This window comes from Ruminococcus sp. B05 (assembly GCF_003628495.1).
In the GTDB taxonomy this organism is placed as follows: domain Bacteria; phylum Bacillota; class Clostridia; order Lachnospirales; family Lachnospiraceae; genus Schaedlerella; species Schaedlerella hominis.
The window spans coordinates 33,645-59,315 of record NZ_RBZR01000006.1 but is presented as its reverse complement, the minus strand read 5'-3'; the positions used below and the strand labels follow the sequence as shown (position 1 = coordinate 59,315).

At 37.0% G+C, this 25,671-nt stretch carries 28 protein-coding genes and 1 pseudogene; 24 read left to right on the top strand and 5 right to left on the bottom strand.

Annotated elements, in window-relative coordinates; genetic code table 11:
* Positions 1-40: 40 nt before the first annotated feature.
* Positions 41-1,387 (bottom strand): MATE family efflux transporter, encoded by a 1,347-nt coding sequence (locus D8Q48_RS06530; RefSeq protein WP_330514467.1) that lies wholly within the window; start codon positions 1,385-1,387, stop codon positions 41-43.
* A 230-nt stretch (positions 1,388-1,617) separates the two neighbouring features.
* Between D8Q48_RS06530 and D8Q48_RS06525 the strand changes: the two genes are divergently transcribed.
* From D8Q48_RS06525 to D8Q48_RS06500, 6 genes are all read left to right on the top strand, one after another.
* Positions 1,618-2,412 (top strand): SDR family NAD(P)-dependent oxidoreductase, encoded by a 795-nt coding sequence (locus D8Q48_RS06525; protein WP_121055941.1) that lies wholly within the window; start codon positions 1,618-1,620, stop codon positions 2,410-2,412.
* Between the two features lie 109 nt (positions 2,413-2,521).
* Positions 2,522-2,932 (top strand): C-GCAxxG-C-C family protein, encoded by a 411-nt coding sequence (locus D8Q48_RS06520; RefSeq protein WP_117989761.1) that lies wholly within the window; start codon positions 2,522-2,524, stop codon positions 2,930-2,932.
* A 94-nt stretch (positions 2,933-3,026) separates the two neighbouring features.
* Complete coding sequence (thrH, locus tag D8Q48_RS06515; RefSeq protein WP_121055939.1) at positions 3,027-3,626, top strand: bifunctional phosphoserine phosphatase/homoserine phosphotransferase ThrH; 600 nt, start codon at positions 3,027-3,029, stop codon at positions 3,624-3,626.
* 116 nt (positions 3,627-3,742) lie between these two features.
* Complete coding sequence (locus D8Q48_RS06510; protein ID WP_121055937.1) at positions 3,743-4,765, top strand: asparaginase; 1,023 nt, start codon at positions 3,743-3,745, stop codon at positions 4,763-4,765.
* A 12-nt stretch (positions 4,766-4,777) separates the two neighbouring features.
* Positions 4,778-5,773, top strand: a complete 996-nt coding sequence (locus tag D8Q48_RS06505) for a Gfo/Idh/MocA family oxidoreductase (RefSeq protein WP_121055935.1) — start codon at positions 4,778-4,780, stop codon at positions 5,771-5,773.
* A 50-nt stretch (positions 5,774-5,823) separates the two neighbouring features.
* A complete protein-coding gene (locus tag D8Q48_RS06500; RefSeq protein ID WP_121055932.1) occupies positions 5,824-7,098 on the top strand; it encodes an O-acetylhomoserine aminocarboxypropyltransferase/cysteine synthase family protein in 1,275 nt (424 codons plus the stop codon).
* 130 nt (positions 7,099-7,228) lie between these two features.
* Here D8Q48_RS06500 and aroB read toward each other — a convergent pair whose 3' ends face one another.
* The gene (aroB, locus tag D8Q48_RS06495; RefSeq protein ID WP_121055930.1) at positions 7,229-8,284 is read right to left on the bottom strand and encodes a 3-dehydroquinate synthase; all 1,056 of its coding nucleotides are present in this window, start codon (positions 8,282-8,284) and stop codon (positions 7,229-7,231) included.
* 18 nt (positions 8,285-8,302) lie between these two features.
* The gene (gene aroF, locus D8Q48_RS06490; RefSeq protein WP_121055928.1) at positions 8,303-9,316 is read right to left on the bottom strand and encodes a 3-deoxy-7-phosphoheptulonate synthase; all 1,014 of its coding nucleotides are present in this window, start codon (positions 9,314-9,316) and stop codon (positions 8,303-8,305) included.
* Between the two features lie 253 nt (positions 9,317-9,569).
* On the opposite strand from aroF, the gene D8Q48_RS06485 reads away from it, so the two are divergent.
* The 18 genes from D8Q48_RS06485 to D8Q48_RS06400 all read left to right on the top strand — a co-directional run bounded on the left by D8Q48_RS06485 (position 9,570) and on the right by D8Q48_RS06400 (position 24,201).
* The gene (locus D8Q48_RS06485) at positions 9,570-9,929 is read left to right on the top strand and encodes a CidA/LrgA family protein (RefSeq protein WP_121055926.1); all 360 of its coding nucleotides are present in this window, start codon (positions 9,570-9,572) and stop codon (positions 9,927-9,929) included.
* Positions 9,929-10,609 carry an LrgB family protein gene (locus tag D8Q48_RS06480; RefSeq protein WP_121055924.1) on the top strand — a complete coding sequence of 227 codons (681 nt, stop codon included), beginning with the start codon at positions 9,929-9,931 and terminating at the stop codon, positions 10,607-10,609. Before D8Q48_RS06485 ends, D8Q48_RS06480 begins: the two co-directional genes overlap by 1 nt.
* A gap of 30 nt (positions 10,610-10,639) precedes the next feature.
* A complete protein-coding gene (locus D8Q48_RS06475) occupies positions 10,640-11,935 on the top strand; it encodes a chloride channel protein (protein ID WP_118688155.1) in 1,296 nt (431 codons plus the stop codon).
* A 131-nt stretch (positions 11,936-12,066) separates the two neighbouring features.
* Positions 12,067-12,762 (top strand): UMP kinase, encoded by a 696-nt coding sequence (gene pyrH, locus D8Q48_RS06470; protein WP_022075444.1) that lies wholly within the window; start codon positions 12,067-12,069, stop codon positions 12,760-12,762.
* An 18-nt stretch (positions 12,763-12,780) separates the two neighbouring features.
* Positions 12,781-13,332 carry a ribosome recycling factor gene (gene frr, locus D8Q48_RS06465; protein WP_022075443.1) on the top strand — a complete coding sequence of 184 codons (552 nt, stop codon included), beginning with the start codon at positions 12,781-12,783 and terminating at the stop codon, positions 13,330-13,332.
* A gap of 66 nt (positions 13,333-13,398) precedes the next feature.
* Positions 13,399-14,115, top strand: coding sequence for an isoprenyl transferase (locus tag D8Q48_RS06460; RefSeq protein ID WP_022075442.1), 717 nt, complete (start codon positions 13,399-13,401; stop codon positions 14,113-14,115).
* Complete coding sequence (locus D8Q48_RS06455) at positions 14,108-14,920, top strand: phosphatidate cytidylyltransferase (RefSeq protein WP_022075441.1); 813 nt, start codon at positions 14,108-14,110, stop codon at positions 14,918-14,920. The genes D8Q48_RS06460 and D8Q48_RS06455 overlap by 8 nt, the downstream gene beginning before the upstream one ends.
* Positions 14,921-14,989: 69 nt before the next feature.
* Positions 14,990-16,144 (top strand): 1-deoxy-D-xylulose-5-phosphate reductoisomerase, encoded by a 1,155-nt coding sequence (locus tag D8Q48_RS06450; protein ID WP_121055922.1) that lies wholly within the window; start codon positions 14,990-14,992, stop codon positions 16,142-16,144.
* The gene (gene rseP / locus D8Q48_RS06445) at positions 16,144-17,178 is read left to right on the top strand and encodes an RIP metalloprotease RseP (RefSeq protein WP_121055920.1); all 1,035 of its coding nucleotides are present in this window, start codon (positions 16,144-16,146) and stop codon (positions 17,176-17,178) included. The genes D8Q48_RS06450 and rseP overlap by 1 nt, the downstream gene beginning before the upstream one ends.
* Before the next feature lie 87 nt (positions 17,179-17,265).
* Positions 17,266-17,823: a manganese efflux pump MntP family protein gene (locus tag D8Q48_RS06440; RefSeq protein ID WP_118737877.1), complete on the top strand. Its 558-nt coding sequence runs from the start codon at positions 17,266-17,268 to the stop codon at positions 17,821-17,823.
* A 10-nt stretch (positions 17,824-17,833) separates the two neighbouring features.
* Positions 17,834-19,015 carry a 23S rRNA (uracil(1939)-C(5))-methyltransferase RlmD gene (gene rlmD, locus D8Q48_RS06435; RefSeq protein ID WP_121055918.1) on the top strand — a complete coding sequence of 394 codons (1,182 nt, stop codon included), beginning with the start codon at positions 17,834-17,836 and terminating at the stop codon, positions 19,013-19,015.
* A gap of 84 nt (positions 19,016-19,099) precedes the next feature.
* The gene (locus D8Q48_RS06430; RefSeq protein ID WP_121055916.1) at positions 19,100-19,855 is read left to right on the top strand and encodes a DUF364 domain-containing protein; all 756 of its coding nucleotides are present in this window, start codon (positions 19,100-19,102) and stop codon (positions 19,853-19,855) included.
* A 200-nt stretch (positions 19,856-20,055) separates the two neighbouring features.
* Positions 20,056-20,514, top strand: a complete 459-nt coding sequence (locus tag D8Q48_RS06425; protein ID WP_117989775.1) for a DUF3990 domain-containing protein — start codon at positions 20,056-20,058, stop codon at positions 20,512-20,514.
* Entirely contained in the window at positions 20,511-20,975 is a 465-nt protein-coding gene (locus D8Q48_RS06420) for a hypothetical protein (RefSeq protein WP_206027398.1), read from the top strand. Before D8Q48_RS06425 ends, D8Q48_RS06420 begins: the two co-directional genes overlap by 4 nt.
* A gap of 45 nt (positions 20,976-21,020) precedes the next feature.
* Positions 21,021-21,242, top strand: a complete 222-nt coding sequence (locus tag D8Q48_RS06415) for an ABC transporter (protein WP_117989777.1) — start codon at positions 21,021-21,023, stop codon at positions 21,240-21,242.
* A gap of 9 nt (positions 21,243-21,251) precedes the next feature.
* Positions 21,252-22,085 carry an ARMT1-like domain-containing protein gene (locus D8Q48_RS06410; protein ID WP_121055914.1) on the top strand — a complete coding sequence of 278 codons (834 nt, stop codon included), beginning with the start codon at positions 21,252-21,254 and terminating at the stop codon, positions 22,083-22,085.
* 123 nt (positions 22,086-22,208) lie between these two features.
* Entirely contained in the window at positions 22,209-22,574 is a 366-nt protein-coding gene (gene crcB / locus D8Q48_RS06405) for a fluoride efflux transporter CrcB (protein WP_117989779.1), read from the top strand.
* A gap of 310 nt (positions 22,575-22,884) precedes the next feature.
* Positions 22,885-24,201 (top strand): hemolysin family protein, encoded by a 1,317-nt coding sequence (locus tag D8Q48_RS06400; RefSeq protein ID WP_055152609.1) that lies wholly within the window; start codon positions 22,885-22,887, stop codon positions 24,199-24,201.
* Between the two features lie 325 nt (positions 24,202-24,526).
* Here D8Q48_RS06400 and D8Q48_RS06395 read toward each other — a convergent pair.
* Positions 24,527-24,709: pseudogene (locus D8Q48_RS06395) on the bottom strand (cytosine deaminase); the annotation flags it as partial.
* A 166-nt stretch (positions 24,710-24,875) separates the two neighbouring features.
* Positions 24,876-25,595, bottom strand: coding sequence for a 4Fe-4S binding protein (locus tag D8Q48_RS06390; RefSeq protein WP_117989780.1), 720 nt, complete (start codon positions 25,593-25,595; stop codon positions 24,876-24,878).
* Positions 25,596-25,671 lie beyond the last annotated feature (76 nt).

Sequence of the window (25,671 nt, the reverse complement as noted above, 5' to 3'; positions counted from 1 at the left end):
ATAATAATAAATACAAAGAAAACCTGCTTGAGTAAAGTACTCAGGCAGGTTTTTCTTTTGTAATCCAGAAGAATGTACAAACAAAAATAATACCTTTTGCAATTGATGTAAGCGAGACTGCCCACCAGATTCCGTCAAGACCGAGTGTGCTCTGTCCAAGGACAATCGCAAGAGGAATACGTGCACTTGTAAATAAAATAGAAATAACACTGCAAAGGTGTGTTTTTCCAAGTCCGGATAATGCACCGATTGTAGTAAGCTCGACACACATAAAAGCCTCACTGAAGCCTACAATAACAAGGTATCCGACTGCGGTAGCAATGGCTTTTGGTTCATGGAAGAAAAGAGAGGCAATTGTGTTTGGAGCGAAAACAAACAACATTGTAATTAATAAGCCCCAGATACCAACTGTAAATAGTGAGGCGCGATACCCTTTCTTTACTCTGTCCATTTTACCCGCACCATAGTTTTGTCCGATAAATGCATTCAAAGCAGAAGCAAACCCATCAGCAGTATTCCATGAAACAGATTCAATCTGTCCGCCAACTCTTTGCGTAGCAATGGCTTCCGCTCCAAAGGCAGATACCATACGGGTCAGTACCATGGAAATTGCACAGTAAGCCATTCCTTGAAGTGCGGTTGGAATTCCGATTTTACATATACCTGAAACATGTTCAAAATGCATTTTCGCAATTAACCGAGTCTTTTTCAATACGTTGTCTTTCTTCTGCTTTATAACGCCTAAAATCATAACGCTCATAACAACAAACTGAGCGGTAACTGTTGCGATGGCTGCACCTGCCACACCAAATTTAGGAAATGGTCCCGGTCCGAGAATGAGAACAGGATCTAAGATCATATTCAGTACAAGACCAACCAGGTTGGCTAAAAAAGGTGTTTTCGAGTCACCTTGTGCAGTATAAATTCCTGTCATGGTTAATGTTAAAAATGAAAAAACAATAAGTCCACAGGCGATTTTAGTATAAGAGATGGCAGCAGTCCATGCTTCCGGATCAGTCAAATGGAAGAATCCTACCAACTGATTTGTAAACAATAAAGAAACAGCAGCATATAATAATCCCATAAAAGTAGATAATTGTATTGCTGTCTGTGCATAAGCATGTGCCTTTTCCCGGTCCCCCCGACCGATACACTGTGCCACCTGTACCTGACCACCCATTCTGGCCATAGAGGCTAATCCTTGTGAGAGCCAGGTGAACATACCACCGACACCGACACCGGCAACAGCTTTAGAGCCGAGCAATCCGATCCATGCCATGTCAGTAAGATTGTATAATGTCCCCAAAAATGAAGATGCCATAATAGGAATGGCAAGCTTAGTTAATGTTTTTAAAATAGGACCTTTTGTTAAGTTCCCTTGTTCCAAAATTTCACTTCCTTATCATAAGTATTTTCATAGCGATGAATATCTATAGAATTATATCATCACAGCTATGTTTTGTCCAACAGAGATTAATGATTACAGAGTAGACAAGTGAAAATAATTGTTAATATTTTCCTGAAAACAAAGATAATAGACTTTCTCCATTGTTAAAATTCTCTAGACATGTTATAGTATATCTCGTTACAAATTAGAAAAAATTGGAGGAAAAAACGATGAATTTAAGAGAGAAATACGGTGAATGGGGAATTATTCTGGGAGCAACTGAAGGAGTGGGAAAAGCCTTTGCAGAAAAAATTGCTTCTGAGGGAATGAGTGTTGTTCTTGTAGGAAGAAGAGAAGAGATGCTGCAGGAACTTGGAAAAAATATCAGTGAAACATATGGTGTAGATCATATGGTTATCCGTGCGGATTTTGCACAGTCTGACTGTACAGATAAGATTTTTGAAGCAACAAAAGATCTTGATATGGGATTCATGAGTTATGTTGCCTGTTTCCATACATTTGGGAAATTACAGGATACTCCATGGGAGAAGCATGAGCAGATGATTAATGTTAACGTTATGACTTTCTTAAAATGCTTCTATCACTATATGGGAATCTTTGCAAAACAGGATCGTGGTGCTGTGATCAATGTATCTTCTTTAACAGCAATCAGCAGTTCACCATATAATGCACAGTATGGTGCAGGTAAATCCTATATTAAAAAGTTGACAGAAGCTGTAGCAGCAGAATGTGAGAGTACAAATGTTGATGTGGAGGTTATTACTTTAGGCACAACAATAACACCAAGTCTGTTAAGCAACCTTCCGGGTGGACCGGCAGGAGAAGCTGTCATGAAAGCTGCTATGACACCGGAGGCTTGCGTTGAAGAAGCATTTGACAATCTCGGAAAATCTCTTTCTGTTATTGCAGGCGATCATAATAAAGCAAATGTTCATAATTGGCAGGCAAATAAAACAGATGATGAATATATCCGTTATATGGGATCATTTTATTCAAATAACTAATAAGATTTAAAGTGTTGGGCATTTATCAGATTAGCTGTTTTTCCTATTTGGAAAACAGCTAGTTTGTGCTTTTATAACAACAAAAAGATAAGAAGAGGAGAAAAGAAAGATGAGTACAAAAGTAGAACATGCATTAGAATTACATAACAGAGGCTGTAATTGTGCACAGGCAGTAGCTTGTTCTTTTTGTAAAGAATTTGGTATTGATGAAGATGAAATGTTTCGTATAGCAGAAGGCTTTGGTCTTGGTATGGGATGCATGGAGATGTGTGGTGCACTTTCAGGGATGGCAATGATCATAGGGCTTGATAATAGCAAGGGAAGTACAAAAGAAGGTTCTAAAACTAAGGGGACTACATATAAAAAGATTAGAGAACAGGTAGAACGATTCGTTGGGAAAAATGGATCATGCATCTGTCGTGAACTGAAGGGTGTTGATACAGGAAAGGTATTGTGCAGTTGTTCTCAGTGTATTGAAGATGCAGTGAAATTGACGGAGAAGTACCTGGCTGAAAGATAAAAATATCATCACATATACATAATCATAGATGACATAACCAAAAAGGTGTGGTATACTTTATCCTATTAAACTGATAAATTATGGAGGAAGAAAGATGAATATTGTATGTTTAGATCTCGAAGGAGTGCTTGTACCGGAAATCTGGATTGCATTTGCAGAAGAAAGTGGTATTCCGGAGCTCAAAAGAACTACAAGAGATGAACCTGATTATGATAAGCTCATGAACTGGAGAATTCAGATATTAAAAGAACATGGACTTGGATTAAAAGAAATACAGGAGACGATTGCAAAGATTGATCCAATGCCGGGAGCAAAAGAGTTCCTGGATGAACTTCGTTCTATCACACAGGTTATTATTATAAGTGATACATTTACACAGTTTGCAAGTCCACTTATGGAAAAACTGGGATGGCCGACTATTTTCTGCAATTCACTTGAAGTTGCAGAAACTGGAGAAATCACAGGATTTAAAATGAGATGTGAACAGTCAAAGCTTACAACAGTGAAAGCACTGCAGTCTATCGGGTATGATACGATAGCAAGTGGAGACAGCCACAACGATTTGGGGATGATTCAGGCAAGTAAGGCTGGTTTTCTTTTTAGAAGTACAGATGCTATTAAGAAAGAGTATCCGGAACTTCCGGCATACGAGGAATATAGTGAGTTGCTTGCAGCAATAAAAAAAGCATTGTAAATATAGAATGATAAAGGATGATTTTATGCAAAGAGATGATTGCACAGAGTCGTCCTTTTTATATGATATAAATTGTGGTATACTCATTTATACTAGAAACATGGAGAGGGAACGATATGAAAAAGATATTGATGATAGGAACCGGGGGGACAATCGCTTCGAAACAAACAGAATACGGACTTGCACCGGGACTTTCGCCAGCGGATATTTTGACTTACATACCTGCAGTTGCAAAGATTTGTGAAGTAGAGTCTATTCAAGTTTGCAATTTAGATAGTACAAATGTAACACCGGATCATTGGAAATTATTGGTGAAAACAATAGAAGAAAATTATAATGAGTATGATGGATTTGTAATTTGTCACGGAACGGATACTTTGGCATATACAGCAGCGGCACTGTCTTATATGATTCAGAATTCCAGAAAACCGATTGTTGTTACAGGCGCACAGAAACCGATAGAAATGGATGTTACTGATGCAAAGACGAATTTGCTGGATAGTTTTATATATGCTTCGGATAATGATTCTCAGGATGTGAATATAGTATTTGACGGGAAAGTTATTGTGGGAACAAGGGCAAGAAAAGAGAGAGCAAAGAGCTATAATGCATTTACAAGTATAAACTTTCCATATCTTGCAGTAATCCAAGATGGTGTTTTGGTACGTTATATTACAGAAATGCCGTACACAGGTCCAGTCAGATTCTATTATGAAATGAAAAATAGTGTGTATGTGTTGAAATTGATTCCGGGAATGAAGGCAGATATTTTACCTTACTTGTTTGAAAATTATGACTGTCTTGTTATTGAGAGTTTTGGAGTAGGTGGAATTCCGGAGAGTCTATTAGAAGAATTTTATGAAGAAATGAATAAATGGAAAGACAAAGGCAAAATTGTTGTGATGACTACGCAGGTTGCAAATGAAGGAAGCAATATGACTGTATATGAAGTAGGTAAGCGTGTAAAACTGGACTTTAAATTACTGGAAGCGTATGATATGACGTTGGAAGCAACTATTACGAAGATGATGTGGTTAATGGCATTGGGAGATCAGCGATATGAAGAAATGAAACGCGATTTCTATCGTTTGATCAATCATGACATTTTATTTACAAAGCGAGAATGGGATGAGAAATAGGAAGAGTGGTATATGAAGATAAAAATTGGAATTATAGGGACAAATAAAATCAGTCATAAATTTTGTGAGGCAGCCATACAAAATCCTCAAACGGAGTTATTTGCAGTATATTCAAGGGCACAACAGACGGGAGAATGCTTTGCTCAAAAGTATAATATAAAGTACGTATTTACTGATTATACAGATTTTTTGGATTCAGGACTGGATGCGGTTTATATTGCATCACCAAATTATATTCATTGCGAACAGGCAATACAGGCAATGGAATCCGGAAAGCATGTATTATGCGAGAAAGTTATGGCAATTAATGAGCAGGAAGCAGAAGCAATGATCGCGTGTGCAAAGAAAAACCATGTAATTCTTTTAGAGGCAATGAAGTCAGATTTTGATCCTGCTTTTGAGTTGGTGAAAGAGCAGCTTCCTAGAATTGGAACATTGCGGAGAGTGGAATTTGAATTTTGTCAGTATTCCAGCAGATACGATAATTTCCTTAATGGAATTGTGGAAAATGCTTTTGATCCGGAGCTGTTAAATTCAGCGGCACGTGATATTGGGGTATATTGTATCCATGCAATTGTTCGTTTGTTTGGAGAACCGGAAAAGGTAGAGGCGTATTCTACATTTCTCTCAAATGGATTTGAGGGTAGTGGGGTTGTTTTGATGAAATATCCGGATTTTCTGGCACAGGCAGTATATTCGAAAATTACAGCTTCGGTTAATCCAAGTGTGATTCAAGGAGAAAAAGGTTCTATTTTGTTGAATCATATTGGCAGTCCGACAGAAATCGAGATAAGACTGCGCAAAGGAGACAGGGACGGACTAGAAGATGGAACGTGTGAAAAACTACCATATAAGCCGGTAGAAAATAATATGATTTATGAGATTCAGAAATTTTATGAGCTTATAAAGGAAGAAAATGTAGAACACCCATATCTGGATATTTCCCTGAATACAATCCGAATTATAGATCAGATTCATAAATCTGATAAAATTGCTAGGAAAAGTTGATGAAATTTGCTAGAATTTATGTATGACTTAAGAAAAGGAGACAAATGATAATGAGAGATGAAACAAAATGTCTGCATGCAGGCTATACACCTAAAAATGGAGAACCACGAGTGCTTCCAATTGTACAGAGTACTACATATGTATATGATTCAGCAGCAGAAGTAGCTGCAATTTTTGATGATCCGACAAAAGGGCTTTGCTATTCCCGATTCGGAAATCCAACAGTAATGGCAGTAGAAGAAAAGATTGCTGCATTAGAAGGCGGAGTAGGTGCGATGTGTACTACGTCCGGTCAGGCAGCAACCTTGCTTTCTATTTTAAATATTTGTGAGGCAGGAGACAGCATTATCAGTGTTCCACAGATTTATGGAGGAACGATCAATCTGTTTTCATTTACATTAAAAAAACTTGGAATTGAGTGCATTTATGTAGATGCAGCCTCAAGTGATGAAGAGATTAAGGCAGCATTTAAGCCAAATACAAAACTTGTTTTTGGAGAGACCCTTGCCAATCCGGCGTTAGTTGTATTTGACATTGAACGTTTTGCTAATATTGCACATGAAATGAATGTACCGCTTATTGTTGATAATACATTTGCAACACCAATTTTGTGTAAACCATTTGAGTTTGGTGCAGATATCGTGGTTCATTCGACAAGTAAATATATGGATGGACACGCAGTTCAGATTGGCGGTGTAATTGTTGACAGTGGTAAGTTTGATTGGACAAATGGAAACTTCCCGGGACTCACAGAGCCAGATGAATCTTATCATGGAATCTCTTATACAGAAAGTTATGGAAATATGGCATATATTATCAAAGCCAGAATGCAGTTGATGCGTGATTTTGGAGTGTATCCTGCAGCACATTCCGCATTTTTATTGAACATGGGATTAGAGACGCTTCCTGTTCGTATGAAACAGTATTGTGAAAATGCAATGACGGTTGCAAAATATCTGGAAGCATCTCCGGCAGTAGAGAAGGTAAATTATCCAGGGTTAGAATCCGATGTATGTCATGCACTTGCAGAAAAATATTTGAAAGGATGCAGTGGAGTTATTTCCTTTATAATTAAGGGTGGCCGTCCTGCAGCTGCTAAATTTATGGATTCATTGCATCTGGCATCCAATGAAGTACATGTTGCTGATATTCGTACGTGTGTGCTTCATCCTGCATCAGAGACACACCGTCAGCTGACAGATGAACAGCTTGTGGCAGCGGGAATTGATGGTGGAATGATCAGAATTTCAGTTGGTCTTGAAAATATTGATGATATTATTGAAGACTTAGAAGCAGCATTTGCGGCAGTTATGAAGGAGTTTTAGGATACTTCGTCAGTTGCTTGTTTTAATGAGAATATAAAAAGAACGTTGTCGTGTATTTAGAAATACGGTATACGATAACGTTCTTTTTGTCTGTTTAATGAGAGTGTGAATGCAAAATATTAAATGAAAGTCACATGATACCGGCATTATAAAAAAATGTGACATCAGTAGGATATACATAACTGTCACCGATTGTATGTAACAGTACAACATTCAAATGATTATTTAAATTCTTTTTATCTAATTTAATTGCACCGGTCAAATCTTCAATTGGAAGATTACATGAAAACGGAAGACCATATGTTTGGAGGAGCTGCTTGATTTCATCGGAACAGCCATCTTTAGTTAATCCTTTTTCTTCAGCGATTTTACTAATCTGATACATACCGATTGCTACGGCTTCGCCATGACTTTCACGCTCATAATGATAATATTGTTCAATTGTGTGTGCGAGTGTATGACCAAAATTTAATAGCATACGTTCTCCGGTGTCGAACTGGTCATGTTCGACAACAATACGTTTGATATCTACGCATCGTGCAATGATAGAAGCAAGTTCCGGTTTTAAATCCTCAAAAGAAATATGGTTTTTCAAGGTATTAAAAAGCGTCGCATCTTTAATGCAGCCATATTTAATCACTTCACCCATTCCGTCATTGATATATCGCGTAGGTAATGTGTTTAATACATCTGGATCAATAAGAACCATTTTTGGATGGAAAAACGCACCGACCAGATTTTTCCCTTGTGGAAGATCGACAGCGACTTTTCCACCGACTGAAGAATCAACCTGAGCCAGAAGAGAAGTTGGGATCTGAACCAGTTTTACGCCTCGCAGGAAACTGGAAGCTGCAAATCCTGCAAGGTCTCCAATTACGCCGCCACCAAGAGCGATGACAAGATCGCTTCTGGAAATTTTCGCGTCAAGCATAGCGGAATAGATCTTAGGTAAAGATTCAAAACTTTTTGTTGGTTCTCCATGTGGTAAGACGAGTGTATGGCATTTATAATTTTGCAGAGAATTCAATACTGTTTCGCCATATAGTGGGAATACATTATCATCGGAAATCAAGATGATTTTTTTCCCTTGATAGAATTTTGAAATATATTCTCCGGCGTGTGGAAGAATACCATTTTCAATATAAATAGGATAACTGTTTTCTCCTAAGTTTACTGTTAATTCCATAGTTTGTTCTCCTTGAAACTAGAATCTTTTATCTACGACAGCAGCAATCTGACGGATCTGTTTCATTAGTGCGTCAAATTTCTCTGGTTTTAATGATTGTGCACCATCACAAAGAGCACTGTCAGGATCATTATGTACTTCAATCATCAATCCGTTTGCTCCGGCAGCGATAGCAGCTTTTGCCATAGGTTCTACAAGCCACCATTTTCCACCGGCGTGACTTGGGTCAATGATAACAGGAAGATGAGTTTTGCTGTTTAATACAGGAATGCTCTGAAGATCCAATGTGTTTCTTGTGAAGGATTCAAAAGTACGGATACCGCGTTCACAGAGAATTACATTTTCATTACCGGAAGCCATAATATATTCTGCTGACATGATCCATTCTTCATAAGTAGCGTTAAGACCACGTTTCAGAAGGATAGGACGGTCAACCTTACCCAGTTGTTTTAATAAATCAAAATTCTGCATGTTTCTTGCACCAATCTGGATTAGGTCAACCTTTTCGTTGAAGACATCCAGATAATCCGGTGACATTAATTCTGTTACAATAGGGAGACCTACTTCATCACGTACTGCACAGAGAATATCAAGACCTTCAAGACCCAATCCCTGGAAAGAATAAGGGCTTGTTCTAGGCTTGAAAGCACCGCCACGGATCATATTTGCACCGGAAGCTTTAGCGGCTTTAGCAATTTCCAGTACCTGTTCATAAGATTCAACAGAACAAGGACCTGCAATTACTGCAAGATGCTCTCCGCCGACTTTAACACCGGACACATCAATAATAGAATCATCCGGATGGAAAGCACGGTTTGCAAGCTTGTAAGGCTCCTGGACATGCATGACTTTGTCGACTGCAGAATCAACTTCAAAGAGTCGGGAGTCAACGGCAGTAGTATCTCCGATACAACCGATGATTGTCATCTCTTCGCCACGTACAATGTGAGCCTCCAGTCCTTTTTTCTTGATTAATTCTTCAACACGAAGAATTTGATCTTCAGAAGCGTGTGGTTTTAATACAATAATCATAATTTTTACCTCTCAATCATTATAAAAATAATCCTACTATTCATTAGCTAATTAAAAAATATATATTTGCACACTGTGATGTTTTAATTCTTTAAAGTGCGAAAATCACTCTTATAATAGAACATATAAGAGAGAATGTCAATAAAATCAAATATACTATTATGAAAATTATAACTTTACTACGAAAAAAATCAATAGTAATTTGATTGACAATTTTTTTCCTAAGGTGTAATGTAGCTTGCGGTGATTTAAAATGAAAATTATTAAACAAATAGGAATCTTTTTTACTGTATGTTGGCTTAGTCAGATAGTGGCAGCGTATTTACCTTTCTCATTTCCATCCAGTGTGATTGGAATGATTTTGTTATTTATCTGTCTGCTGACAGGTATTTTGAAAATTGAGCATGTTCAGGAAAAAGCAGATTTTTTAATGGAAAACATGGCATTCTTTTTTGTGCCGGCAGGGGTAAGTGTTATGAATTATTTCGATATTTTAAAAAGCACACTTGTTCCGTTTCTTATTATCTGTATTGTTTCTACGATTATTACGTTTGCGGCAACTGCATACAGCGTACAATTTGTGATTAAGCTGATGAACAGGAGGAAGAAATAATGCGTGAATTATGTAGCTCAGAATATTTTGGTGTAGCAATAAGTGTTATTGCATTTTGGATTGGTGTGAAGATTCAGAAAAAAACAAAGTCGCCAATCTGCAACCCATTGATTATTGCGATTGTATTGATCGTAGGTGTGTTAGAAATATTCCATATTTCGTATGAAGCATATGATGTGGGAGGAGCAATTATCAATATGTTTCTGGCACCGGCCACAGCATGCCTGGCAGTTGCGATTTATTCAAAACTTGATATCTTGAAAAAATACTGGTTTCCAATTCTGGTAGGATGTGTTGTTGGTTCCGCTGCATCTATGTTCAGTGTATATGGTATGTGTAAATTATTTGGTCTTGAGCAGAGTATTACAGTATCATTGGTACCAAAATCTGTGACAACTCCGATAGCAGTCAGCGTTTCAGAAGGAAATGGCGGGGTTGTACCAATCACTGTAGTGGCCGTTATTTTTACTGGAATATTGGGAAGCATTCTTGCTCCGTATTTAATTAAGATTTTCCATGTAAATGATTCTATAGCGGCAGGACTTGCTATTGGTTCATGCAGTCATGCAGTTGGTACTTCAAAAGCAATTGAAATTGGCGAAGTTGAAGGTGCAATGAGTGGATTGGCTATCGGAATCTGTGGTATTGTCACAGTGCTTATATCTATGATATTATTGTAAATATAGAATAAGTTGAATGAGGTGTGAGCTGTGGGAAAAGAAAATGAAAAAACGCTATTTGATAAAGGGAAGATTTTAATTTATTACTATTATGAAAGAACCCGGCGAGACGTAAATAATTTTTTGAAATGGCTTGCACTTGCAGTGTTAACCGGTCTGGTGGTCGGTGGGGCCAGCAGTGTCTTTGCAGCTTGTATAAAATATGCGACAGAATATAGGAACAGCCATTTATGGGTGTTCCTGCTTTTGCCTATAGCGGGATTGATTATTGTATTTTTATATGAAAAGATGGGAAGACATGATGGAGGTACGAATCAGGTATTAGCAACGATCCGTTCCAGAGATAAGGTTCCGTTTCGTTCGGCACCATTAATTTTTGTGGCAACCTTGCTTACTCACTTAACAGGCGGTTCGGCAGGTCGAGAAGGAGCTTCCATTCAATTTGGAGGAAGTATCGGAAGCTGGCTTGGAAAGCTTGTACACCTGGATGAATTTGACCAGCATGTCATAATCATGTGTGGAATGAGTGCGGCGTTTGCGGCAGTATTCGGAACACCGATGGCAGCGGCAGTATTTGCAATGGAAGTAGTAAGTGTAGGAGTTATGTATTATGTAGCTTTACTTCCATGCGTGACGGCATCTATCATAGCAGCAGAGTTTGCAACAGGTATGGGAATTTTCCCGGAGACATTTCCAGTAGACAGAATTCCGGTGCTTACGATTGAGAGCGGCATTAAAATGGGAATTATTGCAACACTATGTGGAGTACTCAGTATTTTATTTTGTGTGTTATTAAAATGGACAGGACAAATTTATGGTAAATATTTAAAAAATCCATATATCCGTGTTGTTGTGGCGGGATGTCTTGTAATCGTAATCACAGTTTTATTACAGACGAAAGATTATATGGGAGCAGGAAATGAACTTATTGCACGAGCGATTGCAACAGGAGATGCACGTCCTCTTGATTTCTTATGGAAGATGATATTGACAGCCATTACGATGCGTGCCGGGTATCGAGGAGGAGAAATTGTACCGGCATTTGCGATTGGAGCGACGTTTGGCTGTGTGATGGGAAATATACTTGATGTGTCACCGGAGGTGGCTGCAGCAGCCGGTATGGTGGCGTTATTCTGTGGAGTGACAAATTGTCCGATTACAGCAATGTTAATTTCGTTTGAATTGTTTGGATTTTCCGGTGCTGCATATTATTTGATCGCAATTTCTATCAGCTATGCAGTGTCAGGATATTACAGTTTGTATAAAGATCAGACAATTGTATATTCAAAATATAAAGCAAGATATATTAATCGAAAAACCAGATAGAAAACCATATAAAGAAGAACGATATATACATGACAAAATAGAAAAGATATGGTATACTTCAATTTATAAATCTAAATATAGAAAAATGATAAATTATTTTTCTATCGGAATACGTTAAGGAGCAGATTGTTATGAAAAGAGTACTCTTAAAACTTAGCGGCGAAGCACTTGCCGGAGATAAAAAAACAGGGTTTGATGAAGCTACTTGTATCGGAGTGGCAAAGCAGGTCAAAACTTTAGTTGATGAAGGTTATCAGATTGCGATTGTAACAGGAGGAGGTAACTTCTGGAGAGGTCGTACAAGTGAAACAATTGACCGTACGAAAGCAGATCAGATTGGTATGCTTGCAACAGTTATGAACTGTATTTATGTATCAGATATTTTCAGACATGTAGGTATGAAGACAGAGATTTTCACACCATTTGTATGTGGAGCATTTACATCATTATTCTCAAAAGATGCAGCACTTGCTTCATTAGAAGAAGGCAAAGTAATTTTCTTCGCAGGCGGTACAGGACATCCATATTTTTCAACAGATACAGGTGCAGTACTTCGTGCAATTGAGATTGAAGCAGATGCAATGCTTCTTGCAAAAGCAATCGATGGAATTTACGACAGTGATCCGAAGGTGAATCCGGAAGCGAAAAAGTATGATGAGATTTCAATTCAGGATGTTATTGATCAGAAGCTCGCAGCAGTTGATATGACAGCATCCATTCTTTGTATGGAGAATAAGATGCCGATGCTTGTTTTCGGACTGAATGAAGAGAACAGTATTGTTGAGACAATGAGTGGAACATTTACAGGAACAAAAGTAACTGTATAAGAAAGGAATTAATAAGATATGAACGAACAATTGAAAGTATACGACGACAAGATGACGAAATCAATTAACAGCCTGAACAGTGAGCTTGCAACAATTCGTGCAGGACGTGCGAATCCACATGTATTGGATAAGCTTGCAGTAGATTATTATGGTTCACCAACACCAATCCAGCAGGTTGCTAACGTATCTGTACCAGAAGCTCGTATGATCCAGATTCAGCCATGGGAGAAGAGCCTGCTTAAGGAAATCGAAAAAGCAATCCTTGTATCTGATATCGGCATTAATCCTACAAATGACGGAACAAGCATTCGTTTGATCTTCCCAGAGCTTACAGAAGAGCGAAGAAAAGAGCTTGCAAAAGATGTTAAGAAAAAAGGAGAAGGCGCAAAAGTTGCAATCCGTAACATTCGTCGTGATGGAAACGATGCGTTCAAGAAATTAAAAGGAAGTGATATTTCAGAGGATGAGATTAAAGATCTGGAAGAACAGCTTCAGAAATTAACAGATAAATACATCAAAGAAATTGATGTAGCAGTAGATGTGAAGACAAAAGAAGTCATGACTGTCTAATTATATGGAGGGGCGCAGTTATTGCAGCCCCTCTTATGCTGTATGTACTTAGCAAGGAGGAAAACTATGAATGTACCACAACATGTAGCCATTATTCTGGATGGAAATGGACGTTGGGCAAAGGCAAAAGGAATGCCTAGAAATTATGGACATGCACAGGGAAGTAAGAATGTAGAGCGTATCTGTGAAGAAGCATGGAGAATGGGAATTAAATATCTGACTGTTTATGCGTTTTCCACAGAGAACTGGAATCGCCCAAAATCAGAGGTCGATGCTTTGATGACATTACTTCGTAATTATATGAAAACATGTCTGAAGACAGCGAAGAAAAACGATATGAAGATTCGCGTGATCGGAGATATCGCCCCTTTAGATGATGATATTAAAAAACGTATCCATGAATTGGAAGAAGCAAGTAAAGATAACGGAGGATTGAACTTTACAATTGCATTAAATTACGGAAGCCGTGATGAAATTGTCCGCGCTGTGCGAAAAGTAGCTCAGGATTGTGTAGATGGTAAAGTAGATCCGAAAGATATAGATGAAAAATTGTATAGTTCATATTTAGATACCTGGGATATTCCAGATCCGGATCTGCTGATCCGTACAAGTGGAGAACAGCGTTTGTCAAATTATCTGTTATGGCAGCTTGCTTATTCAGAGTTTTATTTTACAGATGTTCCTTGGCCTGATTTTACAAAAGAGGAATTGATCCGTGCAATCGAACAATATAATAATAGAGATCGTCGTTTCGGAGGAATAAAGGAGGATCAGAATGTTTAAGACACGTTTGTTGAGTGGAATATTATTAGTGATCATTGCGTTGATCACAATTATTTCAGGTGGAAATATTTTATTTGGAACTGTTTTAGTCATCAGTCTGATCGGACTGAGTGAACTTTACAAGGTGTTCAAAATTGAAAAAAAACCATTGGGAATATGTGGGTATTTATTTACCATAGGATATTATGTTTTGTTATACATGAGTTCCTTGCTATCAAAAGGTAATCATGACTGGTTTATGATGTTGTTCTTAGGATATTTAATCTGTCTTATGGCAATTATGGTTTTCGCATATCCAACATATCATGCAGATCAGTTGATGGCTGCATATTTTGGATTGTTCTATGTTGCTGTTATGCTTTCATATATCTATCAGATCCGAATTGAAGTTGGCGGAGTATTTAAAGTATGGCTTGTATTTATCTGTGCATGGGGATGTGATACATGTGCATATTGTGTCGGTATGTTGATCGGAAAACATAAAATGGCACCGGTACTAAGTCCAAAGAAATCTGTAGAAGGCGGAATCGGCGGAATTGTCGGAGCAGCGTTGATCGGAGTTCTCTATGCACTTGCAATCAATAAATGGGGCGGTGCAGGCGTCGGTGTTGCTGAATTTGCAATTATCGGAGCAGCAGGCGGTGCGATTTCACAGATCGGTGATCTGGCAGCTTCTGCGATAAAGAGAAATTATAATATTAAAGATTATGGAAAGCTGATACCGGGGCATGGTGGTATCCTGGATCGATTTGACAGTGTTATTATTACAGCACCATTGATATATTTCTTGTCTAATATTTTGTAAATATAAGAAAAAGTATGTAGCAATATGCGAGATATAATTTAGATATAAAGAGAATAATAGGTGAGTATAATGAAAAAAATAGCAATATTAGGTTCAACAGGTTCTATAGGTACACAGACATTGGAAGTGGCAAGAACAAATGGAGATTTGGATGTCGTTGCTTTGGCAGCGGGGAATAATATAGAACTTTTGGAAAAGCAGATTCGAGAATTTCATCCAAAGCTGGCTGCTGTATGGAATGAAAAGAAAGCAGCTGAATTAAAGAATAATATTCAGGATTTGAATGTTAAGGTTGTAACAGGAATGGATGGTTTGCTTGAGGTAGCGGCAATAGAAGAATCTGAGATTCTTGTAACAGCAATTGTGGGGATGATAGGAATCCTTCCAACGATCGAAGCTATCAAAGCCGGAAAAGATATCGCGCTTGCCAATAAGGAAACTCTTGTTACAGCAGGACATATTATCATGCCTCTGGCAAAAGAATATGGGGTATCAATTTTACCTGTAGACAGTGAACATAGTGCAATATTCCAGTCTCTACAAGGAGGACAGGAAAAGGCATTACACAAAATCTTACTGACTGCTTCCGGAGGTCCGTTTAGAGGAAGAAAGCGTGAGGAACTGGGGCATATACAGGTCGAAGATGCATTAAAACATCCGAACTGGGCAATGGGAAGAAAGATTACAATTGATTCTTCAACCATGGTCAATAAGGGGCTGGAAGTTATAGAAGCAAAATGGCTGTTTGATGTAAATGTAGATCAGGTGCAGGTGGTTGTACAGCCACAAAGCATTATCCACTCAATGGTAGAATATGAGGATGGAGCGGTGATCGCACAGTTAGGTACACCGGATATGAAGCTTCCAATCCAGTATGCATTATATTATCCGGAGAGAAGATATTTACCGGGGGAAAGATTGGATTTTGAAACATTGACTCAGATTACATTTGAAAAACCGGATATGGAAACATTTTATGGATTGAAGTTTGCTTATGAAGCAGGAAGAATCGGTGGTTCGCTTCCGACAGTGCTCAATGCTGCGAATGAAAAAGCGGTTGCAATGTTTTTAAATCGTGAGATTCGATATCTGCAGATTCCAGAAATTATTCAGGATTGTATGGAGCATCATAAAAATATTGTAAATCCAACAATACCGGAAATTCTGGCTACAGAGCAGGAAACGTATGAATATATTTTAGCAAAATATAAAGGTGGTAATTAATGGGTATAATCATTGCAATTTTATTATTTAGTGCAATTGTAATTTTTCATGAATTAGGTCATTTTTTGCTTGCCAAAGCAAATAAAATCCGAGTCGATGAGTTCTCATTGGGCATGGGACCGACATTGATCGGGAAGCAGATTGGAGAGACAAAATTTTCTCTGAAATTGCTTCCTCTGGGCGGCGCATGTATGATGGGAGAGGATGATGCGGATGATACAGCGGAAGGTAGTTTTAATAGTAAATCCGTATGGGCAAGAATTTCTGTTATTGCAGCAGGACCGATATTTAATTTCATACTGGCATGGATTCTTTGTATTATTCTGGTTGGATGGATTGGGTATCATTCACCGGAAATAGGTGCAGTAGAAACAGGGTATTCCGCTGCGGAACAAGGATTACAGGCAGGGGATGTTATCACAAAGATCAATGGTCATAGTATTCATTTGTGGGAAGAAATTACATTGTATAATTTTTCAACAAAAGAGGGCGATGCATTGTCTGTCACATATGAAAGTGATGGAAAAACGCATACCGCAGAACTGGTGGCAAAACAATTGGAAAATGATTCCTATGCCAGACTTGGTATCGTAAGTATTGGTGAGCGTACAAAACCGGGAGTTTTCGGTACATTAAAATATGGTGCCTATACAGTGAAATACTGGATATCTTATACTTTCGAATGCTTAAAAATGTTGCTTAGCGGACAGGTTGGAATCAATCAGATGTCAGGACCTGTCGGAATCGTATCGGTAGTAGACAATGCATATCAACAGGCAAAACCAGCGGGAATGCAGGTGGTATGGCTGAATATTTTAAATATCGGGATTTTGTTGACAGCAAACTTAGGTGTGATGAATCTCATACCATTTCCGGCATTAGATGGTGGACGCTTGATATTTTTGTTTATCGAAGCCATTCGAGGAAAACGTATTCCGCCGGAAAAAGAAGGAATGGTTCATTTTGCAGGATTCGCATTGTTAATGATATTAATGGTGGTTGTTATGTATAATGACATTATGAGAATTTTCTAAAAATTGAAAATGATGGGACTCATGGACAATACGAAAAGGTTGTCTATGAGTTTTCTTATGTTCAGACGAAAGAAGAGGAATAAACCAATGAACATTTTAGAGCTTTTTATTTTAGCAGTTGGCCTTTCTATGGATGCTTTTGCAGTATCGATTTGCAAAGGATTATCACTGGGAAAGATCCAGAAGAAACATATGGCAATTGCAGGGGCGTGGTTTGGAGGCTTTCAGGCATTGATGCCATTGATCGGATATTTTGCAGGTCGTTTTTTTGCTGAAAAACTGACACAGTATGATCACTGGGTTGCATTTATACTATTGTTGTTTATCGGCGGAAGTATGATAAAAGAATCATTGGGGGAAGAGGAAGAGTCAAATGATACAATGGATATAAAAACAATGTTTTTGCTTGCGGTTGCGACGAGTATTGATGCACTGGCAGTTGGCGTGACATTTGCTTTTTTGAAGGTTGCAATTATACCGGCAGTCGTATTTATCGGAGTTGTAACATTTGTCTGTTCAGCGGCAGGAATAAAAATCGGAAGTATATTTGGAACAAAATATAAATCAAAAGCAGAATTATGTGGTGGAATCATTTTGATTTTAATCGGGTTGAAGATTCTGTTAGAAGGCATTGGAATTTTATAGAGGTAGATAAATGAAATCAGAACAAGGAAAAAATAAGAAAAAATCAACAGAACAGGCAGTCTGTCCAATCTCGAAAAAATGTGGAAGCTGTCAGTATCAGGGAATGTCATGTCATAAGCAGTTGCAGAAAAAACAAAGACAGGAAGAGTCTTTGTTGGGTGGTTATGGAAAAGTAGAACCAATCATAGGAATGAAAAATCCATATTACTATAGAAATAAAGTACATGCAGTGTTTGATCGTGACAGAAGGGGAAATGTCATTTCCGGAACATATGAAGCGAAAAGTCATCGAGTTGTACCGGTAGAAAACTGTCTTATTGAAGATCAGAAAAGCCAGGAAATCATTCATACAATTAAAAACCTACTGAAATCTTTTAAAATTAAAACATATGATGAGGATACAGGGTACGGATTGCTTCGTCATGTTATGGTCCGTAGAGGATTTAAAAGCGGGGAAATTATGGTAATCCTTGTTTTAGGCTCTCCAATTCTTCCATCAAAAAATAATTTTGTGAAAGCACTTCGAAAAGAACATCCGGAGATTACAACGGTTGTATTAAATGTGAATGATAAAAAAACAAGTATGGTTTTAGGTGAAAAAGAAAAACCGATTTATGGGCCTGGATTTATTAAAGATGAACTGTGCGGATGTACATTTCGCATTTCACCAAAATCATTTTATCAGGTCAATCCGGTGCAGACAGAAATTTTGTATAACACAGCAATTGAGTATGCAGGATTGAAAGGAAAAGAAACAATTATTGATGCTTATTGCGGTATTGGAACAATCAGTCTGATTGCAGCAAAGCATGTAAAGAAAGTAATCGGGGTAGAGCTAAATAAAGATGCCGTAAAAGATGCCAAGATTAATGCGAAAGAAAATCATATCACAAATGCAGAGTTCCGACAGGGAGATGCAGGTGAGTTTATGGTGAAGATGGCAGAAAATGATCAAAAGGCAGATGTAGTTTTTATGGATCCTCCTAGAGCCGGAAGTGATGTGAAATTCTTATCATCTGTTGTGAAGTTGAATCCGAAGAAAGTGGTATATATTTCATGTGGACCGGATACGTTGGCGCGAGATTTAAAATATTTAACGAAGCATGGATATCAGGTGAAACGTATTCAGCCTGTGGACATGTTTCCATTTTGCGACCATTGTGAAACAGTAGTGCTTTTAGAACGAAAATAGGTGGGAAATTGTAGATAGTGATAAACTATTTACATCGGAATGGGACGAAGACGTCAATTGTTTTTGGGGGAAAGTGAGAGAATCATGACAAAAAAAGAATTGTATGAAATTTTAAAAGAGCGTTTTGAACAGGTTTTAAAAGAACATCAGATTGAAAATGACCATTTATCTGTTTCTTGTCATGCATTGACACCGGAAGAAGCAATCGGGAAGACAAAACGGACAGATTATCCAATCCTCACAGGGAAGGATGTAATGATCCAGGCAGAATATAAAGGTGTCAAAGGGCAGGCGTTTACAGATGCTCCATCGACATTTGAAGGAATGCTGGAAGATATTTTGCAGATGGATATTGAACATAATCCTCATGACAGAGGCATTTTTATTGCAACCATGAATGCAGTTTTGGTATCTTTGGGAATGTGTAAGGGAACAGTCCATTGTCGCAAGGAAGGACCGGAGCTTTGTGCACAAGATATGAAACAGTTTTTAGAAACCAATTATCCGGATGTTCAGAAAATTGCTTTAGTGGGATTTCAGCCGTCTTTGTTGGAGATGCTTTCAAAAAGCAAATATGAAGTGCGGGTAATGGATTTGAATCCGAATAACATAGGTCAAGTCAAATTTGGAATTTGCGTGGAAGATGGAAATGTTATGAAGGAAGAAATCAGGGATTCTTACGCTGAATTAATTTTATGCACAGGAAGTACTCTTTGCAATGGGTCAATTGTAGATTATCTGAATCTTGATACAGAAGTATTATTTTTCGGAACAAGTGCTTCCGGAGCCGCAGCTTTGCTTGGATTAAAGAGGGTTTGTTTCGCTGATAAATACGAATAACAGGGGAGCGGTAGAGAACTTTACATAGAGTGCTTTTTGGATCAGTGAGAGCTGGTCCTTTTTCAATTGACGATGACACAATAGAAATATATAATTAGTTGTATAATATAATGTTCAAATAAGATAACTAAATTATATTTAAACAAAATTATTATTTGATAGTTTAATGCAGCAGTATTTTGGATAAGGAGTGTTGCAAGATGGGAATGATGACAGTATATCATGGAGGATATCAACCAGTAGACAAGCCAGAAATACGGAAGGGTCGTAATACTAAAGATTTCGGAACAGGTTTCTATTGTACCGTGATAAAAGAGCAGGCAGAACGATGGGCAAGGCGCTATGATACGAAAGTAGTTTCTATTTATGATGTGCGTTTGAATGAAAAATTGAATATAAAAGAATTCAAAGAGATGACCGAAGAATGGTTAGATTTCATTATAGATTGTCGAAGTGGAAAAAGCCATACTTATGATATAGTAATTGGTGCTATGGCTGACGATCAGATATATAATTATATATCCGATTATATGGATGGTGTGATTACAAGAGAGCAGTTTTGGGTATTAGCAAAATTCAGATATCCAACACATCAGATAGTTTTTTGTTCTGATAATGCATTACAATGCTTGAAATATAGAGATTGCGAGGTGCTATGATGATAGGTGAAGGTAGAGAAAGTAAGAAAGATAATGATCTTTTTTATACGTGCAGTTTAATTGATTACATTGCACGAAAGACAAAGAATACACGTGTTGATGTTGTAAATACCCTTGGGAAGAAAAATCTTGATAAAATTTATGATTTAGCAGATGTATATCATTGCGATAATATAGATAATGTGAGTGGAGAATTTGTTGAAAAGTGCAATATTCAAGAAGGAAAATTTGATAATGTCGGAGAATGTAAATATGCAATCCCGACATATTGGGATATCGGGAAAGTATATAAAAGATTAATAAAAAAAGTATCGGAAAGCGAAGGGATTACAGTGATAGATGCATTGATAAAGGTTTACAATTCATTTATTAGTGAAAAAATCGATGATTATAATAGTAGTGTATACTACGAAAATCCGTCATATATATATGAGTCATATAAGGAAAATAAAATACTTTGATAAAAAATGGATGAGCTTCAAGAAAGTTAATGGAGGAAAAAACAAATGTTAGGAAAACCTAGGTTCAAGAGAGAAGATTTAGTAACTTTTAATTTCAATATCGAGGGAGAAATTCAAAAAATTGATGGAGTGATATATATCGTTGATGCAAATGGGACATTTGAGCAAAATGAAGAACCTTCATACGATATAGAAGCAGTATATAGAGGTGAAGTTACATTGTTTAAGCATGTTCGTGAGTCTGAAGTTTCAGAGAGAGGAATGTAGTGCCGTATTATGGTTATAAATGAAAAGTGTAAAATATGTCAGATAAAACGAAATAATAATAGATATCCGGTTGGTGCAACAGAGGAAAAAATAAAAGAATATCAATATAAAGTTAATGAAATTGTAAAAAATAGTGATGGTTTAACTACACCACAGGTTGCCGAGCAAATGGATAATCTTCGTAAAGAACTCTTTGGTAACACAATGGATTACACGGAAATCAAACAGCATTATAATAAATTAATGCTGGATTATTTTCCGTACATGGAAAATAAAGTTAATACATCTGAAAATCATTTAAAAATGGCAATACAGTATGCAATGGTTGGAAATTATATTGATTTCGGAGCATTGGAAAATGTGAATGACATTGAATTGAAAGATAAACTGGATGAAGCAGTAAATATACAAATAGATTCTAATCTATTGACTGATTTTCACAAAGAGATAGTCAATGCTAACAGATTGGTATATTTTACAGATAACTGTGGAGAAATTGTAACAGATAGGTTATTGATTGCAACCCTTCGAGACATCAATCCTGATTTATATATATCCGTAATTGTAAGAGGAAAGCCGGTTCTAAATGATGCTACGTTAGAGGATGCAAAATATGTGCATATGGAAGATGTTGCACAAAAGGTAATTGGGAATGGTACGGGAATGCCGGGTAATGTTATCGGAGCAATATCTCAGGAAGCAATGGATGAGGTTGAGAACGCTGATTTGTTGATTTCTAAAGGCCAGGGAAATTTTGAAGGATTAAGCGGTTGTGGATTAAATATTTATTATTTTTTCCTATGCAAATGTGAAATGTTTATGAGACGTTTCGGTGTTGAATAGTTTACAGGGATTATGACAAGAGAGTAGGTTCTTAAATATTGAAAAGATGAGCACTTGCTTAATACGTAATATTAGAATAATCCAAAGATGCTGAGGCATTTATCCAAGAGGAGAGGAAGTAAAATGGTGAATTGTATTATAGTTGGAATGGGAGGATTTTTTGGAGCGATAGCTCGTTATCTAATTGGGCTGATTCCAATAAATCCGCAAAGCGGATTTCCTATAAAAACATTAATGATTAATATTGTAGGAGCATTCTTAATAGGGTTTGTAGTAGCTATTGGAGTAAAGAAAGACTGGAACCCGCAATGGATTTTATTTTTAAAAGTTGGCATTTGTGGAGGGTTTACAACATTTTCTTCTTTTGCATTGGAAACGAATCAACTATTGGAACGAGGCGCAGTTTGGTGGGCAATAATCTATGTCGTATTGAGTGTAATCGGAGCAATGGCAGCAGTGTATATATCGCAGTATGTAGTGATAAGATGAAGAGTTGAAGAATTTCCCAAAGAAATTAAAAATAATCGGATTTTATGTTTTACATAAATTTAACACAACTTTTACTTTTTCGAATTGATTATGTTAGGTCTTTTTGTTATACTGTACTACAATACTATTTGAGAGGAGAAATATTTAACATGGACGAAAGTGATAATGATTCTGAAGCGAACCAATTCAATAGAATTTTTATTTATATATCGCAAGGCATGGACTATGTATTCGGAACATAGACCATGTCTTTTGTTGCTTTTAAGTAAGTGTGATATTTAGATAATTTTATTGTAGAAAGGTTTTATTTATGAGTACATCAATTTTTATTCTTTTAGTAGTGCAGATTATTTTAATTATATTAAACGCGATTTTTGCGAGTGCAGAGATCGCTGTTTTATCAATGAATGAAACAAAGCTAGAACGAATGGCAGAACAAGGTAATGGTCGGGCAAAGAGATTAGTACGATTAACGCAAGAGCCGGCACGATTTCTTGCGACAATTCAGGTTGCAATCACATTGTCGGGATTTTTAGGAAGTGCTTTTGCAGCAGATAATTTCTCAGAACCTTTAGTTGATTGGGTTGTTGGGATGGGTGTGAATATTCCACGTTCTACTTTAGATACCATAGCTGTTATATTGATTACATTGATTTTATCATATTTCACGTTGGTTTTTGGCGAATTAGTTCCAAAGAGAATTGCAATGAAAAAATCTGAAGAACTGGCAATGGGAATTTCAGGATTGGTTACGGGAATCTCTATCTTATTTAAGCCAATCGTTTCATTTCTTTCAATATCAACCAATATTGTCTTGAAGATTTGTGGTATTGATCCAAATGAAGCGGAAGATCAAGTAGGTGAAGAAGAAATACGTATGCTTGTTGATGCGGGAAGTGAAAAAGGAACAATAGATCATCAAGAAAAAGAGTTTATTCAAAATGTTTTTGAATTTAATGATATTATGGCTGGTACGATTGCTACACATCGAACAGATGTGACAATATTATGGATGTCTGATGATGTGAAGGAGTGGGATGAAACGATCCACAATACACGACATACCCTTTATCCCGTCTGTGGAGATTCGATAGATCATGTTATTGGTATTTTAAATGCAAAAGACTATTTTAGATTAAAAGAAAAAAGTAAGGATATGGTTATAGATTCTGCAATTTCTGAACCATACTTTGTTATGGAAACCACAAAAGCAGATGTGCTTTTTAAAAATATGAAACAATCGAAGCAATCTATGGCGATTGTATTAGATGAATATGGTGGAGTGGTTGGAATAGTGACTCTTTTTGATTTATTAGAAGAAATTGTTGGCGATTTAAATGATATTGAACCAATATCGTCGGAAGAAGAAACTGTTATTATAAGAATAAGTGATAACAAGTGGGAAGTGAAAGGAAATATACGATTAAGTGATATTGAAGACGCTATAGGTGTTACATTTACAGCAAAAGATTGTGATACATTTACTGGATTTGTATTTCGAAAATTTGGTATGGTACCAAAGGATGGGGATACAAAAATAGAATTAGAAATAGAAAATATGCATATAATCATTGATAAAATAAAAGAACATCAAGTTGAACATGCAATTATAGAAATTTTTAGATAAAAAGTTTGAAATCACATTTGCAAATTATTTTTAGAAAGAAGTAAATATATCAGAAGAGTACATATATATTTTCGAATACAACAATGATAACAAAGCAACGAATAATATTTAAACAAAATTGATTAGAAATTGTCGAAGTTGAATGATATTGCGAGAAAAAAAGAGGAAGATGCACATTTGTTACTTTGAGTCATCTCCCTCTTTGATAATTTAGAGGTGTGGTGAGGCGTAATGAGAAGTCCTGCGTTTGTAACGTGTTTGCAACATCATATTCCAAGAATCCAGTAAAATCAAGCGTTCCCAGTTACGCAAACGTTAATTTCAGTTCAAAATGAGGAATCGCACCAACACAGTCAGCACCCATTTTAAGACTCTCTTCTACAAGCTCATCCCCGCCTTTGTATGCGTACATTCCTTCCTGAGGGAATGCAACAATTTGCAGATCAAGAATATCTTTTACCTCAAGTGCTGCCTTAAGACCTATAAATGTCGGATCTGTCACATCAATAACCAGTTGTCCATTTAAATCAACTTCCTCGCATATGGTACTTTTTTCATAAGGTATGTCTGCTGATATTTTCTTGATAATTCCATCTTCAACTAAAAAAGTCAAATCAATTTGTCTGTTACACACAAATCGGGCATAAACCGATAACTTTATTCAGCAGAAGTCCTTACTCCAGGATTTCCCCATCAATACTTATCGTTATAACCTGCCATGGTAAGAATTTTCCACTATTCTGAAGCGCCTTTTTTGCTGCCATTTCCAGACCACCACAGCAAGGAACTTCCATTCTTACAATTGTTACACTTTGAATGTTGTTATTTTGAATAATTGCAGTCAATTTCTCGCTATAATCTACCTGATCTAATTTAGGACAGCCGATTAATGTTACCTTATTCCGAATAAAATCCTGATGAAAGCTTGCATATGCATAAGCAGTACAATCGGCTGCAATCAATAGTTTTGCGCCGTTAAAATATGGGGCACTTACAGGTGCCAGTTTAATCTGTACTGGCCAGTTCTGAAGTTTTGATAGCTGCTCTACGCTTGGAGCTGATTTTATGGTTTCAGGTGTTTCGAATCGCTGAATTTGCATACTTCTAGAACCAGGACAGCCGGTGTGTGTAGACATTGCCTGATTTTTGGCAAATACTTTTTTCTGCGCTTCTTTTACGGCTTCTTCATCATATGCAGGAGCCTCTCTTTCTTCAAAAGAAATGGCTCCTGTAGGACATTCCGGGAGACAATCACCAAGCCCGTCACAGAAATGTTCTCTTACCAATTCTGCTTTTCCGTCAATGATATCAATGGCACCTTCATGACAGGCATCTGCACAGGCACCGCATCCATTACATTTTTCTTTATCAATTCGAATAATCTTTCTTATCATTTTTACCCTCCGTCTATAGCATAAAATTTTTATTTCTGTTAGAATCATAGTATAATAAATGCAACTTGTATGTTTG

What these genes read in the sequence shown, in the direction of transcription:
- D8Q48_RS06525 (WP_121055941.1), top strand. Translation starts at nt 1,618, where the DNA reads ATGAATTTAAGAGAGAAATACGGTGAATGGGGAATTATTCTGGGAGCA.
- D8Q48_RS06520 (WP_117989761.1), top strand. Translation starts at nt 2,522, where the DNA reads ATGAGTACAAAAGTAGAACATGCATTAGAATTACATAACAGAGGCTGT.
- thrH (WP_121055939.1), top strand. Translation starts at nt 3,027, where the DNA reads ATGAATATTGTATGTTTAGATCTCGAAGGAGTGCTTGTACCGGAAATC.
- D8Q48_RS06510 (WP_121055937.1), top strand. Translation starts at nt 3,743, where the DNA reads ATGAAAAAGATATTGATGATAGGAACCGGGGGGACAATCGCTTCGAAA.
- D8Q48_RS06505 (WP_121055935.1), top strand. Translation starts at nt 4,778, where the DNA reads ATGAAGATAAAAATTGGAATTATAGGGACAAATAAAATCAGTCATAAA.
- D8Q48_RS06500 (WP_121055932.1), top strand. Translation starts at nt 5,824, where the DNA reads ATGAGAGATGAAACAAAATGTCTGCATGCAGGCTATACACCTAAAAAT.
- aroB (WP_121055930.1), bottom strand. Translation starts at nt 8,284, where the DNA reads ATGGAATTAACAGTAAACTTAGGAGAAAACAGTTATCCTATTTATATT.
- aroF (WP_121055928.1), bottom strand. Translation starts at nt 9,316, where the DNA reads ATGATTATTGTATTAAAACCACACGCTTCTGAAGATCAAATTCTTCGT.
- D8Q48_RS06485 (WP_121055926.1), top strand. Translation starts at nt 9,570, where the DNA reads ATGAAAATTATTAAACAAATAGGAATCTTTTTTACTGTATGTTGGCTT.
- D8Q48_RS06480 (WP_121055924.1), top strand. Translation starts at nt 9,929, where the DNA reads ATGCGTGAATTATGTAGCTCAGAATATTTTGGTGTAGCAATAAGTGTT.
- pyrH (WP_022075444.1), top strand. Translation starts at nt 12,067, where the DNA reads ATGAAAAGAGTACTCTTAAAACTTAGCGGCGAAGCACTTGCCGGAGAT.
- frr (WP_022075443.1), top strand. Translation starts at nt 12,781, where the DNA reads ATGAACGAACAATTGAAAGTATACGACGACAAGATGACGAAATCAATT.
- D8Q48_RS06460 (WP_022075442.1), top strand. Translation starts at nt 13,399, where the DNA reads ATGAATGTACCACAACATGTAGCCATTATTCTGGATGGAAATGGACGT.
- D8Q48_RS06455 (WP_022075441.1), top strand. Translation starts at nt 14,108, where the DNA reads ATGTTTAAGACACGTTTGTTGAGTGGAATATTATTAGTGATCATTGCG.
- D8Q48_RS06450 (WP_121055922.1), top strand. Translation starts at nt 14,990, where the DNA reads ATGAAAAAAATAGCAATATTAGGTTCAACAGGTTCTATAGGTACACAG.
- rseP (WP_121055920.1), top strand. Translation starts at nt 16,144, where the DNA reads ATGGGTATAATCATTGCAATTTTATTATTTAGTGCAATTGTAATTTTT.
- D8Q48_RS06440 (WP_118737877.1), top strand. Translation starts at nt 17,266, where the DNA reads ATGAACATTTTAGAGCTTTTTATTTTAGCAGTTGGCCTTTCTATGGAT.
- rlmD (WP_121055918.1), top strand. Translation starts at nt 17,834, where the DNA reads ATGAAATCAGAACAAGGAAAAAATAAGAAAAAATCAACAGAACAGGCA.
- D8Q48_RS06430 (WP_121055916.1), top strand. Translation starts at nt 19,100, where the DNA reads ATGACAAAAAAAGAATTGTATGAAATTTTAAAAGAGCGTTTTGAACAG.
- D8Q48_RS06425 (WP_117989775.1), top strand. Translation starts at nt 20,056, where the DNA reads ATGGGAATGATGACAGTATATCATGGAGGATATCAACCAGTAGACAAG.
- D8Q48_RS06420 (WP_206027398.1), top strand. Translation starts at nt 20,511, where the DNA reads ATGATGATAGGTGAAGGTAGAGAAAGTAAGAAAGATAATGATCTTTTT.
- D8Q48_RS06415 (WP_117989777.1), top strand. Translation starts at nt 21,021, where the DNA reads ATGTTAGGAAAACCTAGGTTCAAGAGAGAAGATTTAGTAACTTTTAAT.
- D8Q48_RS06410 (WP_121055914.1), top strand. Translation starts at nt 21,252, where the DNA reads ATGGTTATAAATGAAAAGTGTAAAATATGTCAGATAAAACGAAATAAT.
- crcB (WP_117989779.1), top strand. Translation starts at nt 22,209, where the DNA reads ATGGTGAATTGTATTATAGTTGGAATGGGAGGATTTTTTGGAGCGATA.
- D8Q48_RS06400 (WP_055152609.1), top strand. Translation starts at nt 22,885, where the DNA reads ATGAGTACATCAATTTTTATTCTTTTAGTAGTGCAGATTATTTTAATT.
- D8Q48_RS06390 (WP_117989780.1), bottom strand. Translation starts at nt 25,595, where the DNA reads ATGATAAGAAAGATTATTCGAATTGATAAAGAAAAATGTAATGGATGC.